Raw genomic sequence first — 13,970 nt, 5'->3', positions numbered from 1 at the left:
TGAAATTGATTGCACAGGATGTGCTATTTGGATCATAGATCCGTTATATTTATAAGACATAATAAAACTCACTTTATTCTTGTAATTTATTCTGCGCTATTTTTTATAGCAGATTGCAGTCAATAAATTAACGATGTTGTGTTTAGCTTCATTACAGTGTTGACGATCTTTATGACACTTTTACGATGATTGTAAAATTCATCTCGGTATTATTTAAGGGGTACTCGCCGTACAATAACTTAGCTTTCAAATATACGTTGTGCGGGGCTTACTGGATCAGGGTAAATAGGTTAACCGCAGTGGTTTCTTAAAACCAGAGAGGGAATGTAACCTAAATAAATTATGCTCGCAAGTTATTTGTATAGTTTTTGTAGTGTAGACTTTATCAACTGGGTTAAATACTTTGAATTACACCAAAAGGGAATCGTATGCATTACATAATAGTGAGTGATATTTACGGAAAAACACCGGCTTTACATGACTTTTGTAAAACATTAAACACTCAGTACACCCTTGTTGAACCTTACAGTGGGCAAGAGCAAGCTATTGAAAATGAAGAACTTAACTATGAAAATTTTATAAAAGCATGTGGCCACAACGTGTATACGGCAATGCTGCATAAACAATTTGATAGACTTACAGAGCCAACAATTTGCATTGCCTTTAGTGCAGGGGCTAGTGCCGCATGGCGAGCCCAGTTATTAACAAGCAATCCACATCTTAAAAAAGTGGTTGGTTTTTATCCATCACAAATACGAAACTACTTAGATTTAGACGCAAGTGTACCCTGTGAGTTTATTTTTCCTTACGATGAGGTGCACTTTGATGTTACTGCTGTTATTAATGAGCTTAATAAAAAACAAAACGTAATTTGCAAACCAACAGATTATTGTCATGGATTTATGAATAAGCGTTCTTTAAATTATAATGAACAGGCTTATCAATACTTTTGTAACTATTTAACTTCAAATGATTTTTAGCATCTTGGTGATAGACGCCTAACTTTAAAATCAATATAGCTCAAAGTGTGTTTATTAATTTTTTAGTTATGTTTGGAAAGTCAGAGCGGTTTTTATATTCTGCATATAAAGAAGTAAAAATACTACTACGTGAGAGTTTATCTAGGTCTTTGATAAACGTTTTAGCACTTGAACGCGCTGTTCTACAGCATAGCTGATAGGCTTTTATTATCTCAGCAAGGGTTTGACCTTGCTGGTGGAGTGCTAAATCGGCTTCAACAAAAAATGCAGCGCCTGTCCAATATACTCGTTGCTGTGCACCTTGATTCCACATATCAGCAGAAAGCTCACTTAAGGGCTGCGACTTGGTTTTGTTTTGTAGTCTACCTCTATTAAACCCAGCATCTAATCGTTGAACAAATTGCGCTTGGGTTATTACACCGCTGTCTCGCATAATTACGTTTTGCATATAACTGGCAAACCCTTCACTTAACCAAAAAGCAGAGTAGGGGAAAAGCGGTAAATATAAATGCGATAGCTCGTGATATAGGGTCCAGTCTTTAGTAAATGCATTTAAACTAGCGTATCTATCAATATGAAGTTCAACCCCATCGGGATTGCTCCGCTTTACCGTTGCCCATGGTACAGGCTCAAATGCAAAATATTGCGGCTTTAAATAAATAGGCAAGGTAGTTTGCTTTAAAGGTCCAAGCGTATTTTCAGTTTTTTTTACACTCTGATCAATCCAGGTAGAGACAACTTGCTGGCCACTTTTAGACAGCGAGTCTAGCTCGTGTATGTCAACCTCAAGAGCGTAGATGTTTAAAGAGTATAAAAATAGCAACGTCCACAATAATTTCATTAAAACCCCTCTATATTTAAAAACTAATACGAACCGTACACGCTATAAGACCATCCTTTTAACTACATAAGCACATCGTATTTGTTATTTTTTAAACTGATACCAACTATAAAAAGGCAATTAAAGACACGCCCTAATTAACATGCTTTAATCGACCATATACATTGATTTATAGGCTTTAATGATGCAATACCAACATATAAAAATGCCAGAGCAAGGGCAACATATAACGGTAGATGAGCAAGGGCAGTGGGTTATTCCTTCAGAGCCTGTTATTGCCTATATTAATGGAGATGGTGTTGGGCAAGATGTTATGCCCGTTATGCGAAATATTGTAGATTGCGCTATCAAACACTGTTACGAAAACAAGCGAAAAATACATTGGATGCAAGTGTTTAATGGTGAGCAAGCAGCCAAGCTTTACGATGGTGATTGGTTTCCACAAGAAACAATACAAGCAGTAAGAGCCTGTAAAATAGCAATAAAAGGGCCATTAACTACGCCTTTGGGCGGAGGGTTCCGCTCTTTAAATGTTGCTTTACGTCAAGAAATGGATTTATTTGTAAATATGCGCACTATCAAAGGGTTTAGTGCTTTGCCTTCTCCTTTAAAAAATCCTTTTTTAACCAACATTACGGTTCTTCGTGATAGTAGCGAAGATGTATATTCGGGCATTGAGTGGCAAGCAGGCAGCATTGAAAGTGAAAAAATGCTCGACTTTTTATGTGAAGAAATGGGGGTAACGCGCCTTAGGTTTTCACAAGATTGCGGCATAGGTATAAAAAATATATCCAAAGAAGGCTCTGAACGATTAACACGTTTTGCTCTTAATTTTGCCCTTAATAATAATCGAGATTCTGTCACTTTTGTTCATAAAGGCAATGTGCTTAAGTTTACAGATGGGGCATTTAAACGATGGGGCTTTGCACTCGCCAAAAAGGAATTTAATGCAATTGAGCACGAAAATGGCCGCTGGCTGAAAATTGAGCGTGCAGGGCAGGCGCCTCTAATAATTAAAGAAGTCATTGCCGATAACATGCTGCAACAATGTTTAATGAACCCTGAGCATTTTGATGTAGTGGCAACTACGAATCAAAATGGGGACTTTTTAGCCGATATGCTCAGCGCTCAAGTGGGCGGTGTAGGTATTATGCCTGCGGCAAACTTGAATAATGATGTGGCTTTTTTTGAACCTACTCATGGTACATTTGAGCGAATTGCAGGGCAAAACAAAGCGAATCCAAGCAGTAGTATTTTGAGCGCAGTACTCATGCTTAAATTTATGAAATGGGATGAGGCTGCATTAACTATTGAAAATGCTCTAGAAAATACATTAGCAAGTGGGTATGTTACTTTTGATTTAACCCAGCAAGGCATTGATACTTCAAAAACTCATAACTCGACAACCTTAAGCTGCACAGACTTTGCAGATAAAGTTATCGAGCACTTTTAAACACATTCATTATTAAGCTGCTGAGGCAGTTTTAACTGTGTGCACGCATGGGCGATTAGTTAACTGTGCGGCACGATGGTAGATGTCGTGTGCATTTGGTTCATCGCATTGTGTACCACTAAGCGTATCCATTAAAGCAACAACAATGATTGCAGGAACCTGGCAGCAATATTCATCAAGTACCGCTTCAGTTGTTTGCGCATCCACATGACAGTGCGGATGGTTTTGCAGTTGGTAAGCGTTTAATAGTGTTTGTACTTCAAGTACATCGTTTGGTTGATGTTTAGTTTTACGACAAGTACACCCAAACTCATCAACTAATGTTGCCAGTGTTTGATAAACATCAGTTGTTTGTAATGTTGCTTTAGAACATAACTGCTCTTCAATGAATTGATGTAAGTTAGCGTCGATGAATAACCCGTCTTGGCGTGTGAAAGAAGCTGTTGTCATAATAATTACTCTTAGTTTGTTGGCTTAACTTCACTCTAGCGCTAACTGTATTATTAATGAAATTGTTGTTTTCAATAACTGATATTGATTAGATCAATATTAAGTTTTATTCATTTAATTTACGCTAAATTTATCGGCTTCTTTTTTTATTTAATTTGGTGCAAAAAATAAATAAATGCACAAAAGTGGTACAAATTTCAGAAGAAGGAGTATAGGGTTGTTTGTTAAGTTATTGAATTAATTTAAAATAAAAAACATGGTATCGGCTTTGCAAATTATTAATGAGTAAGGTTACTCCCCTTGCTAAGACTTATACGACTCCAAAGCAAAACATCGAGGCACTCACTTTATTAAAGTGAGTGTCTCGATGTTTTATTTATTGAAAAATTAGTTTTTAAACGTTGTGTTTTTCTTACCTCTCACCGAGCCCGTTATTTTTAGTATGTATTTACTAGCAAATTGAATGTGTGCTTTTAGATTTTTTCAGTATTATCCGAAACACGTTACAGATATTTTAAAATTTACCTATCTGCTACTGTTTTAGCGAACTCAAGCATTTCGCGGCGTAACCATTGATGCGCTGGCGCATGGTGAAGCAGTGGGCTCCATATCATTTTTACCTCAATAGGCACTATTTGAAACGGGGGTGGACTTATTACTAAGTTAGTATGTGTTGTTAATAGCTTAGCTTGCCTGCGTGGTAATGTCGCCACCAGTTGCTCTGATTGACAAAGTAAACTGGCAATCATGTAGTGGCGGGTAAATACCCTAATTTTACGTGCTTGCTCTAACTGCCAGAGTGCTTCATCTACCCAGCCTAATTTTTGTTTACCTGACTTATTAGTTACTGCAGCTTCAGGGCCCCAACCAGCCCGGTTTACCCAAATATGTTCTTTTTTGAGGTAATCATCGAGCGTGGCGTTTTGTAAAAAAGTATTCTTGGGGTGTGTTAAACAGCAGTAGTTATCACGCCATACAGTGGCTTGGTGAAACGATCGCGGTAATCCGTTAAAACGATTAATAGCAAGGTCTATGGTGCCTTTTTCCATGTCTTGTAGGTTAACATCGCTTGGGCTTAAAACGTCAAAATTAATACTCGGATTTTTATTTAATTGCGCTGTTATAAATGGCGCAATTAACGTTGACTCTAAGTAGTCGTTTGCCATTATTCTAAAGGTTATTTCAGCCGTAGCGGGGTTGAATTGCTCACTGGGCTGAGTAATTGCTTCAGCCATTTTTAATAATGATTCTATTTCGGGTTTAAGCAGGAGTGCTTTAGCTGTTGGGGTCATTGACCCTGCAGCGCGAACAAGAAGCGGATCTTCAAATAAATCGCGTAATCGCTTTAATGCATTACTCATTGCCGGTTGTGTTAGCGCTAATTTATTGGCGGCTTTAGACACACTTTTTTCGTCTATAAGCACGTTTAAATAGACGAGAAGGTTGAGATCGACGTTACGTATATTCATTAGATCAATCTTATTTATTTGCTGTATTAATTATCTAAATTAAAGCCTGCTTGCTAAGGTGTAAACAATTAATAAAAAATAACCGCCATAACGGGTAAAAATATAAGTGTTGTTAACATGCCAAATACGTTAATCGATGATTCAAATAATGCTCTTCAAAAGGTGATTGCAACTAAGCTTGCACGTGCTGTATTTGCAGGGTTTGATGCGATGTTTGCTGAGTTTTTAAATATAACACTTGGTGCACAAAGTCGGTTTGAGCAGCGCCAATATCATGATGTACAACGTGCAATGCGCGATCGGTTACAAGTTTATGAGCGCCAAGTAAAAAATGTGAGTGAAGCGGTTAAAATAATTGCTTATCAAGAACTAGACTGCCCACACACATGGCAACTAGCTAAAAACATTTATGGGGATATGGTTGAGCACCATGAGAATAAACCCATTGCGCATACATTCTTTAATTCAACATTTGGTGCTATTTGGGACGATAAAAAAATTCGTACAGTGCATTTATTCGTATTAAAAGCCAAATACCGAAGTGAACCACGCTCATTTGAAAGTTTAGTAAGTAGAATATCTCTTCAAAATGGGTTTGAAACCGCAATTTCACAGCTTATTACTACGCAAATGTTTAGAGTTCCATTTTGCCAATTAAATGCCGATTTAAAGCGTTTAAAGCAAACCCTAATGCAAGGTGCTAAGCATCAATGTAAGCAGGTCTATGAACTGATAAATTTAAACGACGGGTTTATTGAATACGCAAACTCGTTATTTTTTAGAAATAAAGCCTGTTATTTGATTGGCCGTTGTATCGCTAAAAATGGCGATAATATGCCGTTTGCTATTGCCATTTTAAACACCGAAAAAGGCTTAAAAATAGATGCGATTATGATGGGCGCCGATCAATTAAGTTTATTATTTGGCTTTGCTCGTACTTATTTTATGGTAGATACAGACCAACCCGCGCGTTATGTTGATTACCTCAGTGTACTTATGCCGCATAAAAAGCGTTTTGAATTATTTAACGCTATTGGCTTTATTAAACACGCTAAAACCGAGTTTTACCGCTACAAGGTCGACACCACTAAAAATAGCCCCGCAAGTTTTAAATATATAAACGCACCTGGTACACCTGGCATGGTTATGCTGGTATTTACTATTGAAGGCTCAGATTACGTATATAAAGTAATAAAAGATAAATTTAGTGCACCAAAAACCGCAACTAAAGCACAAGTAAAAGAAAAATATAACTTTGTAAAGCAAGCCGACCGAGTAGGGCGATTGGTAGATACCCACGAATTTAGGTATTTAGCGTTTGATTTAAGCCGCTTTAGTGAAGAACTATTAACGCAGATGAAAACACATATTGGCAGCAGTTTAGTTATATCGGGCAAGGCACTTATTTTAAAACATGTGTATGTTGAACGAAAAATGACACCTCTTAATTTATATATTAACCACTGCGATAAACACGCATTGGACCATGTAATGCTTGATTATGGAAAAGCAATTAAAGATTTAGCTGGGGCGAATATATTTCCAGGTGACATGCTAATGAAAAACTTTGGCGTTACTCGCTGGGGGCGTGTTGTGTTTTACGACTTTGATGAGATTTGCCCACTAACTCAGTGTAATTTTAGAGATGTACCTCAAACACAAAATGCATTAGAGGAGTTAAGTAGTCATTCTTATTTTGATATTGATGAAAACGATATATTTCCCAGCCAATTTAAGGTTTTTTTTAGCGCAAATGCTCATGCATTTGAGTGTTTTAACACCCACCACAGTGACTTATTTACAACAACCTATTGGCAACAGTGCCAGCAGCAAATACAAAATGGTTTTTTACCTGATGTTTACCCTTACAAGCAAAGCTGGCGGTTTAAATAGAAATAATTACCCCCATGTTTAAAGTACAACTGTAGTTAAAGCAAAGGAGTGGTAATGAAATATATTTCCCATGAAAGCGGAAACCTTGCACTGAGTGATACCCGTAAACCGCAGCTAAAAAATCATGAAGTGCTTGTTAAAGTGGCTGCAATTGGGGTGAATCGGGCTGATTGTATGCAACGCCAAGGTAAGTACCCAGCCCCAAAAGGTGACAGCCCAATTTTAGGTTTAGAGTGTGCAGGCACCGTGGTAGAGCTAGGTAACGAAGTTGATAAAAGCTGGCTCGATAAACGCATTTTTACACTGTGTGCAGGTGGCGCTTATAGCGAATATGTTGCCGTAGATGCTAAACAATTAATGGAACTACCCGATGATGTAACTATGGTTGAAGGTGCAGCCATCAGCGAGGTGTATTTAACTGCTTTTGGTGCATTATTTGAGCTTGGCAAACTACAACATGGGCAAACGGCATTGATACATGCAGGGGCCAGTGGCGTAGGTGGTGCCGCTATTCAAATGGCAAAAAGTGCAGGGGCAACTGTTGTTATAACCGCAGGTTCTGATGAAAAATGCCAGCACGCAAAGTCGCTGGGAGCAGATCATACAATTAACTACAAAAACACAGACTTTGTAGATTACATGCAAAGCCGTAATTTAACCGCTAATGTAATTGTTGATCCCGTTGCAGGCAGTTATTTAAACAAAAATGCACAAGTTGCTGCCATGGATTGCCAAATAATTATGCTTGCCTTTTTAGATGGGCGTTTTGCTGAGGTTGATTTTGCAGCCCTTTTACGTAAAAGGATTTCGTTTCATGCGTCAACCCTTCGTAACCGCAGTATTGATTTTAAACGCCAACTAAGAGATGACTTAGTAGAACGCTTTTACAACGACATAGCATCTAAAAACTATGACTTTAATGTGTACAAAACGTTGCCATGGACACAGGCTCAAGAGGCACATGCAATATTAGAGCGCAACGAAAATGCGGGTAAAGTCGTATTGCTTGTAGAATAACGCTTTATTTTACACGTTATGCCCATATAATTCAGTCATACACACGTTATTATAAAACCAAGGTTAAAAATGAATCCAATAATTGCAATTTTAAAAGAACATAATGTAAGTGATGAAAAAGTAAAAGCGTTATTCGAGGCGTTTACACAAAACCCAATGATGGCTATGGCGCTTGTACAGGAGCTTGGCATACCGCCTGAAAAGCTTCAGCAATTAATGGCTGTTGTTATGACACAACCTCACTTAATCAAAGAAGCCACCGATGAGTTAGGTTTAGACTTTGAAAAAGTAAAAGAAGCGAAAGAAAAGCTTAATCAGTAATAAGGTCTAAGTATTCGTTAAAAAGAAGCATAAGCTTACGTTTATGCTTCTTTTTTTGTACATAAATTTTGCTGCTTATTCTTTTGGAAGAAGAACAGTGTCAATTACATGGATTACGCCATTACTTGCTTTAACATCTGGCATCATCACGTTAGCGTCGTTTACCATCACACCCATGTTTGTTTTAATCATTACCGACTGCCCCTGGAGTGTTTTGGCACTATCTAACTTAGCCACCTCTTTTGCCATTATTTTTCCAGCGACAACATGGTAGGTTAGCACTGCCGTTAACTTCTCTTTGTTTTCTGGCTTTAACAGCATCTCAACGGTACCGTCAGGTAACTTTGAGAAAGCGGCATCAGTTGGTGCAAAAATAGTGAATGGCCCTTTGCCTTTTAGAGTATCAACTAAACCGGCTGCTTTTACGGCTGCAACAAGTGTTGTGAACGAGCCATTTTCAACCGCAACATCAACCACATCTTTCTTCATGCCATGATGGTTGGCTTGCGCAGAAAATGAAAACCCTATGCTTGCGGCGGTAATTAAAATTGCGGTGGTTATCTTCTTAAACATGTTAGTTTCCTTTAAGTAATATTTGCTAAATTCCTAAGATGCTACGCTGCTGAAAATTTAATCGATCAAAAACGTTTTTTGGTCAAACATCTTTTGTTACATCCTTTTTTGAACTGCTAAAGCGCTGTTAGGTCATACCATTACTTGATCAATTAAAGGGAGCAGTTATGAAAGTGCTTTATAAATTTTGGAAAAATAATCGTTCACTCATTGTATTTATTGCCTTAATGAGTGTGTTTAGAAGTGCAGTAGCTGACTGGTATGAAGTGCCTACGAGCTCAATGAAACCTACAATTGAGCAAGGAGATAGAATTTTAACAGACAAAATGGCGTACGACTTACGAGTGCCTTTTACGCATATTTCTTTGCTTAAAATTAACGAGCCACAGACAGGGGACATTATTGTATTCGACTCACAAGCGGCAGATAACCGATTAATTAAACGTGTTATTGGTGTGCCTGGTGATACCGTTTCTTTAGTAAATAACGAATTAATTATTAATGGCAAAAAGCTTAACTACGAACATGTGCAAAATAATATCGACTCGGTTGATAAAGTAGAGATATTAAACGGTAAGAAGCACACCATTAGGATAGCAAATGTACCATCCCAATTAGCTGGCTTTGAAACGATCACCATTCCAGATGATTACTATTTAGCAATGGGGGATAACCGTGACAATAGCGCAGACTCTCGCGTAATTGGTTTAATCCCTCGTGGTGAACTACTCGGAAAAGCAAATAAGGTCATTGTTTCGCTTGATTACGATAATTACTACATACCAAGGAAAGAGCGTGTACTGCTCTCTTTAAACTAAGTGCATTTAGATTTGTTTGAACAGAGTATTAAGTATTTGATGTAATTTAAGTTTGAACAATACCTAGTGATTACAGCAAATTAAAGACCTTTAATCAGTGGGTATGTCAGTTAAATAGTCATGAACTAACTGGGTAAGAGCTTGCTTGTCAGCGTGGCTAGTAATCACTTTTGAAAAATCACTACTAATGGCTACGCCGCAAGCCCCTGCGTCAAACCACTGAGTAATGTTATTTAAATTTATCCCGCCAACGGGCATTAAATTGGCGCTATCAAATGGGCCTTTTAATGCCTTAAAATAGTCAATTCCCATGCTACCTGCTGGAAATACCTTAATAATATCCGCATTATACTCAATCGCGTTAGCGATATCTGTTGGCGTTAAAGCCCCCATTAAAACAGGTAAATTATACTGATGGGCAACTGACACAATACGCTTATCAGTATTAGGGGTTACTATAAACTGTGCACCCGCATTAATGGCTCGTTGAGCTAGTTTAGTATTTGTGATGGTGCCTGCACCCACCAAAATATGTTGATGACGAATACGTGCATTTTTAATTTCTTGCTCAAATCCTGGTGTATTAGAGGTGATTTCAAGCACTTTTATACCAGCCTCAACTAAGCAATCGACAAGTGGTGCAACATCTGATTGCTTTTTTAAGCGGATAATAGCGACTATTTTGTGCTTTAAAATTTTGTTGCGAGTTACAGTCTTTTCTTGAGAAACCGTGCTAGGCATTGTATTACTTTTTTATTATTTATTGGTCGATGGTACAAAAAATCGATAAAAGTCGCAAATAGGATAAAATAACATATAAAAAAACCGCTGAGAGTCAGCGGTTATTTTATTCATATGTGTAAATTTACATTACACGCATTCCAGGTTCTGATCCGTCGTCTGGATTAAGAATATAAATTTCTTTTCCGCCAGGGCCTGCTGCAAGCACCATACCCTCAGACATACCAAAACGCATTTTACGCGGTTTAAGGTTTGCAACCATTACTGTTAGCTTACCTTCAATATCTTCAGGAGCGTAAGCTGATTTAATGCCTGCGAATACTTGACGCGTTTCGCCGCCTAAATCAAGGGTTAGCTTCAGTAGTTTGTCGGCGCCTTTTACATGCTCTGCTTTTGCAATTTTAGCAACACGAAGGTCTACCTTTGCAAAATCGTCAAACTCAATTTCTTCGCTAATAGGTTCTTTTGCAAGAGGGCTATTTGGGTCAATTGTTACTTTCGGCTCTAGGCTTTCTTTAGATTCTTCAACCATTTTGTTTACTTTGTCCATTTCTACGCGTTGCATTAACGGTTTAAATTTATTGATTGAGTGGCTTACTAGTGGCGTCTGTACTGCATCCCAAGCAAGATCATCGTTTAAAAACGCTTCTACGTTTTGGGCCATAGCAGGTAGTACTGGTTTTAAATAGGTAATTAAAACACGGAACAAGTTAAGGCCAAGCGAACACACATCGTGAGCTTCTTGTTGCTTAGTTTCGTCTTTAATTAATACCCATGGTGCTGCGCCATCAATAAATTGGTTTGCTTTGTCGGCAAGGGCCATAATTTCACGAATTGCGCGACTGTATTCACGGTTCTCAAAATGGGTGGTAATACTTGGCGCGGCAGCTTGGAACTCTTCTAGGAGCTCTGGTTGCATAATAGTTGGGCTTAATTTGCCATCAAACTTTTTGGTAATAAAGCCTGCGCAACGGCTCGCTATATTAACGACTTTACCAACCAGATCTGAATTAACACGTTGTGCAAAGTCTTCTAGGTTTAAATCAAGATCGATAATACCGCTGTTTAATTTTGCTGCGTAATAGTAACGTAAGTATTCTGGATTTAGGTTGTCAAGGTAGGTACGCGCTTTAATAAACGTGCCCTTTGACTTAGACATTTTTTCGCCATTTACAGTAACGAACCCGTGTGCAAATACGTTAGTTGGTTTTCTAAATTTAGCGCCTTCTAGCATGGCTGGCCAAAATAAGCTGTGGAAGTAAATAATGTCTTTACCAATAAAGTGGTAAAGTTCTGCTTCTGAGCCTTCAGCCCAAAATGCGTCAAAATCAATCCCTTTTTTATCACACAGGTTTTTAAAGCTAGCCATGTAACCTATTGGTGCATCTAGCCATACATAAAAGTATTTACCTGGGGCATTTGGAATTTCGAAACCAAAGTAAGGCGCATCACGGCTGATATCCCACTGTTGTAAACCGTCAGTAAACCATTCGTCTAGCTTGTTAGCCATTTCTTGTTGAATAGTACCTGAGTGTAGCCATTCTTTAAGCATGCCTTCAAATGCTGGTAGGTCAAAAAAGTAATGCTCAGAATCTTTTAGAATAGGCTCGGCACCTGACATAACAGAGCGCGGGTTTATTAATTCGGTTGGGCTGTAAGTTGCACCACACGAATCACAGCTATCGCCATTTTGATCTTCAGACTTACACGTTGGGCAAGTACCGGTTACAAAGCGATCAGGTAAAAATATGCCTTTTTCTGGATCAAACAATTGCGAAATAGTGTGCTTTTTTATATGGCCCGCATCGTTTAAACGGTTGTATATTAATTCACTAAATTCTTTGTTTTCTTGGCTATGCGTGCTGTGGTAATTATCAAACTTAATGTTGAAATCAGCAAAGTCGCGTTGGCGTTCAATGCTCACATTTTTTACCATTTCTTCAGGTGTGATCCCTTGCTTCTGTGCATTAAGCATGATTGGTGTGCCGTGGGCATCGTCTGCGCAAACATAATACGTTTCATGGCCTTGAAGTTTTTGAAAACGTGACCAAATATCAGTTTGAATATATTCCAATAAATGACCTAAGTGGGTTGGGCCATTTGCATAAGGTAATGCGCTGGTAATCAGGATCTTTCGCTGTGCCATAATCATTCCGAATTGAGGATAAAATACCGTTTTTACTATTTAAACGGCTGTTATCATTAATTTATCTATAAACAGGTGGCTATGCGCTCACACTGCTTATGGATTTTTATTAATTGACTGGTGTTAATGACCTGAATGTTACATAATTCCGAGGCACTTTTCATCAAAGAAACGCTATTTAATTGCTATGTTTGGACTGTCGAAACTTTTCTCTTCTAAATCGGTGCAAAAACAACCGATTATTGCTGCTTTAGCGGCTTATCGTAGTGCGGCCTTTGCCGTAGGAATTGACGAAAGCTTTATTGAGTCAATTTCTGAAAACGACGATAAATCATTACAAATTAGTCTTACTTTACCTTTTGCTGCGCAATCAGAAATCCCCCTTGTAGAGCAGCATGTCCGTGATGTTTTAAATATTGAAATCTCAATAAAGGCTAAGGTTGATATTCAAGAGCCTGCAAAGTTTAAAGGAATTAAACACATTGTACTTATTGCTTCAGGTAAAGGTGGGGTAGGTAAATCGACTACAGCTGTTAATTTAGCGGGTGCATTAAAAGCTGAGGGAGCAAAAGTTGGTATTTTAGACGCTGATATTTATGGTCCTTCAATACCTATGTTGTTGGGCCTTGTTGGTGCTGAGCCAAAAACAAAAGATAACAAACAATTACTACCGTTTGATGCCAATGGCATTAAAGCCCAATCTATTGGCTTTTTAGTACCCAGTGATGACGCAACAGTATGGCGAGGCCCAATGGCATCGGGTGCACTTAGCCAATTACTGAACGAGACTGATTGGGGCGAACTCGATTATTTAATTGTAGATATGCCCCCAGGTACAGGTGATATACAACTTACTATGAGCCAAAAAGTACCTGCCAGTGGGACTGTTATTGTAACTACGCCTCAAGATTTAGCACTTGCTGATGCCCAAAAAGGCATTGCAATGTTTAATAAAGTAAATGTGCCAGTACTTGGTTTGATAGAAAATATGAGCCATTACGTTTGCAGCCACTGCGGTGAGGCAAACCATGTATTTGGCAAAGAGGGTGCACAAAAACTAGCCCACAAGCATGGCGTTCCGGTACTTAGCCATATTCCCCTTGCCATTGATATTAGAGAGTACTCTGAGCAAGGAAAACTTATTGCTAGCGATAACGATGCGGCAATAAGCAAAACATACAGCGCAGCAGCTAGGCTTATAGCCAGCACGCTATATTATCAACAGCATCACAACAGCATAGAAATTGTGATTACAGAAGATTAAAAGC

At 38.4% G+C, this 13,970-nt stretch carries 13 protein-coding genes; 7 read left to right on the top strand and 6 right to left on the bottom strand.

What is annotated here, in order from left to right:
• Positions 1 to 428: 428 nt before the first annotated feature.
• On the top strand, positions 429 to 980 hold the full coding sequence (locus AC27JL_RS10380) for a dienelactone hydrolase family protein (protein ID WP_058429010.1): 552 nt from the start codon (positions 429 to 431) through the stop codon (positions 978 to 980).
• A gap of 40 nt (positions 981 to 1,020) precedes the next feature.
• On the opposite strand, the gene AC27JL_RS10375 is transcribed toward AC27JL_RS10380, so the two are convergent.
• Positions 1,021 to 1,821, bottom strand: coding sequence for a M61 family metallopeptidase (locus AC27JL_RS10375; RefSeq protein ID WP_058429009.1), 801 nt, complete (start codon positions 1,819 to 1,821; stop codon positions 1,021 to 1,023).
• Between the two features lie 184 nt (positions 1,822 to 2,005).
• Here AC27JL_RS10375 and icd point away from each other — a divergent pair, with 184 nt between their 5' ends.
• Positions 2,006 to 3,274 (top strand): NADP-dependent isocitrate dehydrogenase, encoded by a 1,269-nt coding sequence (gene icd, locus AC27JL_RS10370; protein ID WP_058429008.1) that lies wholly within the window; start codon positions 2,006 to 2,008, stop codon positions 3,272 to 3,274.
• Between the two features lie 12 nt (positions 3,275 to 3,286).
• On the opposite strand, the gene AC27JL_RS10365 is transcribed toward icd, so the two are convergent.
• Together AC27JL_RS10365 and AC27JL_RS10360 are read right to left on the bottom strand one after the other, a co-directional pair.
• Positions 3,287 to 3,724: a hypothetical protein gene (locus tag AC27JL_RS10365; RefSeq protein WP_006792199.1), complete on the bottom strand. Its 438-nt coding sequence runs from the start codon at positions 3,722 to 3,724 to the stop codon at positions 3,287 to 3,289.
• A gap of 521 nt (positions 3,725 to 4,245) precedes the next feature.
• Positions 4,246 to 5,193, bottom strand: coding sequence for a LysR family transcriptional regulator (locus AC27JL_RS10360; protein ID WP_487195569.1), 948 nt, complete (start codon positions 5,191 to 5,193; stop codon positions 4,246 to 4,248).
• A 117-nt stretch (positions 5,194 to 5,310) separates the two neighbouring features.
• On the opposite strand from AC27JL_RS10360, the gene aceK reads away from it, so the two are divergent.
• The 3 genes from aceK to AC27JL_RS10345 all read left to right on the top strand — a co-directional run bounded on the left by aceK (position 5,311) and on the right by AC27JL_RS10345 (position 8,424).
• Positions 5,311 to 7,086: a bifunctional isocitrate dehydrogenase kinase/phosphatase gene (aceK, locus tag AC27JL_RS10355; RefSeq protein ID WP_487195568.1), complete on the top strand. Its 1,776-nt coding sequence runs from the start codon at positions 5,311 to 5,313 to the stop codon at positions 7,084 to 7,086.
• Between the two features lie 54 nt (positions 7,087 to 7,140).
• On the top strand, positions 7,141 to 8,103 hold the full coding sequence (locus tag AC27JL_RS10350; protein WP_487195567.1) for a zinc-binding dehydrogenase: 963 nt from the start codon (positions 7,141 to 7,143) through the stop codon (positions 8,101 to 8,103).
• Positions 8,104 to 8,172: 69 nt separating this feature from the next.
• Positions 8,173 to 8,424: a DUF2999 family protein gene (locus AC27JL_RS10345; protein WP_008131476.1), complete on the top strand. Its 252-nt coding sequence runs from the start codon at positions 8,173 to 8,175 to the stop codon at positions 8,422 to 8,424.
• A 75-nt stretch (positions 8,425 to 8,499) separates the two neighbouring features.
• Here the strand turns inward: AC27JL_RS10345 and AC27JL_RS10340 are convergent, their stop codons facing one another.
• Positions 8,500 to 8,997: a fasciclin domain-containing protein gene (locus AC27JL_RS10340; protein ID WP_006792193.1), complete on the bottom strand. Its 498-nt coding sequence runs from the start codon at positions 8,995 to 8,997 to the stop codon at positions 8,500 to 8,502.
• 167 nt (positions 8,998 to 9,164) lie between these two features.
• Here AC27JL_RS10340 and lepB point away from each other — a divergent pair, with 167 nt between their 5' ends.
• On the top strand, positions 9,165 to 9,815 hold the full coding sequence (lepB, locus tag AC27JL_RS10335; RefSeq protein WP_487195566.1) for a signal peptidase I: 651 nt from the start codon (positions 9,165 to 9,167) through the stop codon (positions 9,813 to 9,815).
• A gap of 90 nt (positions 9,816 to 9,905) precedes the next feature.
• Here the strand turns inward: lepB and AC27JL_RS10330 are convergent, their stop codons facing one another.
• Entirely contained in the window at positions 9,906 to 10,556 is a 651-nt protein-coding gene (locus tag AC27JL_RS10330) for a bifunctional 4-hydroxy-2-oxoglutarate aldolase/2-dehydro-3-deoxy-phosphogluconate aldolase (RefSeq protein ID WP_487195565.1), read from the bottom strand.
• 124 nt (positions 10,557 to 10,680) lie between these two features.
• Positions 10,681 to 12,702: a methionine--tRNA ligase gene (gene metG / locus AC27JL_RS10325; RefSeq protein ID WP_008131479.1), complete on the bottom strand. Its 2,022-nt coding sequence runs from the start codon at positions 12,700 to 12,702 to the stop codon at positions 10,681 to 10,683.
• A 187-nt stretch (positions 12,703 to 12,889) separates the two neighbouring features.
• Between metG and apbC the strand changes: the two genes are divergently transcribed.
• Entirely contained in the window at positions 12,890 to 13,966 is a 1,077-nt protein-coding gene (gene apbC, locus AC27JL_RS10320; protein ID WP_243533430.1) for an iron-sulfur cluster carrier protein ApbC, read from the top strand.
• Positions 13,967 to 13,970: the final 4 nt, after the last annotated feature.

Source organism: Pseudoalteromonas sp. 4NS20-0020, from assembly GCF_057554385.1.
The sequence above is the reverse complement of the archived record's forward strand: the minus strand, read 5'-3'. Positions and strand labels throughout refer to the sequence as shown.

Coding starts and splice junctions, on each gene's coding strand:
- AC27JL_RS10340 (WP_006792193.1), bottom strand. CDS start 8,997: ATGTTTAAGAAGATAACCACCGCAATTTTAATTACCGCCGCAAGCATA.
- lepB (WP_487195566.1), top strand. CDS start 9,165: ATGAAAGTGCTTTATAAATTTTGGAAAAATAATCGTTCACTCATTGTA.
- AC27JL_RS10345 (WP_008131476.1), top strand. CDS start 8,173: ATGAATCCAATAATTGCAATTTTAAAAGAACATAATGTAAGTGATGAA.
- AC27JL_RS10330 (WP_487195565.1), bottom strand. CDS start 10,556: ATGCCTAGCACGGTTTCTCAAGAAAAGACTGTAACTCGCAACAAAATT.
- metG (WP_008131479.1), bottom strand. CDS start 12,702: ATGGCACAGCGAAAGATCCTGATTACCAGCGCATTACCTTATGCAAAT.
- AC27JL_RS10350 (WP_487195567.1), top strand. CDS start 7,141: ATGAAATATATTTCCCATGAAAGCGGAAACCTTGCACTGAGTGATACC.
- AC27JL_RS10365 (WP_006792199.1), bottom strand. CDS start 3,724: ATGACAACAGCTTCTTTCACACGCCAAGACGGGTTATTCATCGACGCT.
- icd (WP_058429008.1), top strand. CDS start 2,006: ATGCAATACCAACATATAAAAATGCCAGAGCAAGGGCAACATATAACG.
- AC27JL_RS10360 (WP_487195569.1), bottom strand. CDS start 5,193: ATGAATATACGTAACGTCGATCTCAACCTTCTCGTCTATTTAAACGTG.
- AC27JL_RS10380 (WP_058429010.1), top strand. CDS start 429: ATGCATTACATAATAGTGAGTGATATTTACGGAAAAACACCGGCTTTA.
- apbC (WP_243533430.1), top strand. CDS start 12,890: ATGTTTGGACTGTCGAAACTTTTCTCTTCTAAATCGGTGCAAAAACAA.
- AC27JL_RS10375 (WP_058429009.1), bottom strand. CDS start 1,821: ATGAAATTATTGTGGACGTTGCTATTTTTATACTCTTTAAACATCTAC.
- aceK (WP_487195568.1), top strand. CDS start 5,311: ATGCCAAATACGTTAATCGATGATTCAAATAATGCTCTTCAAAAGGTG.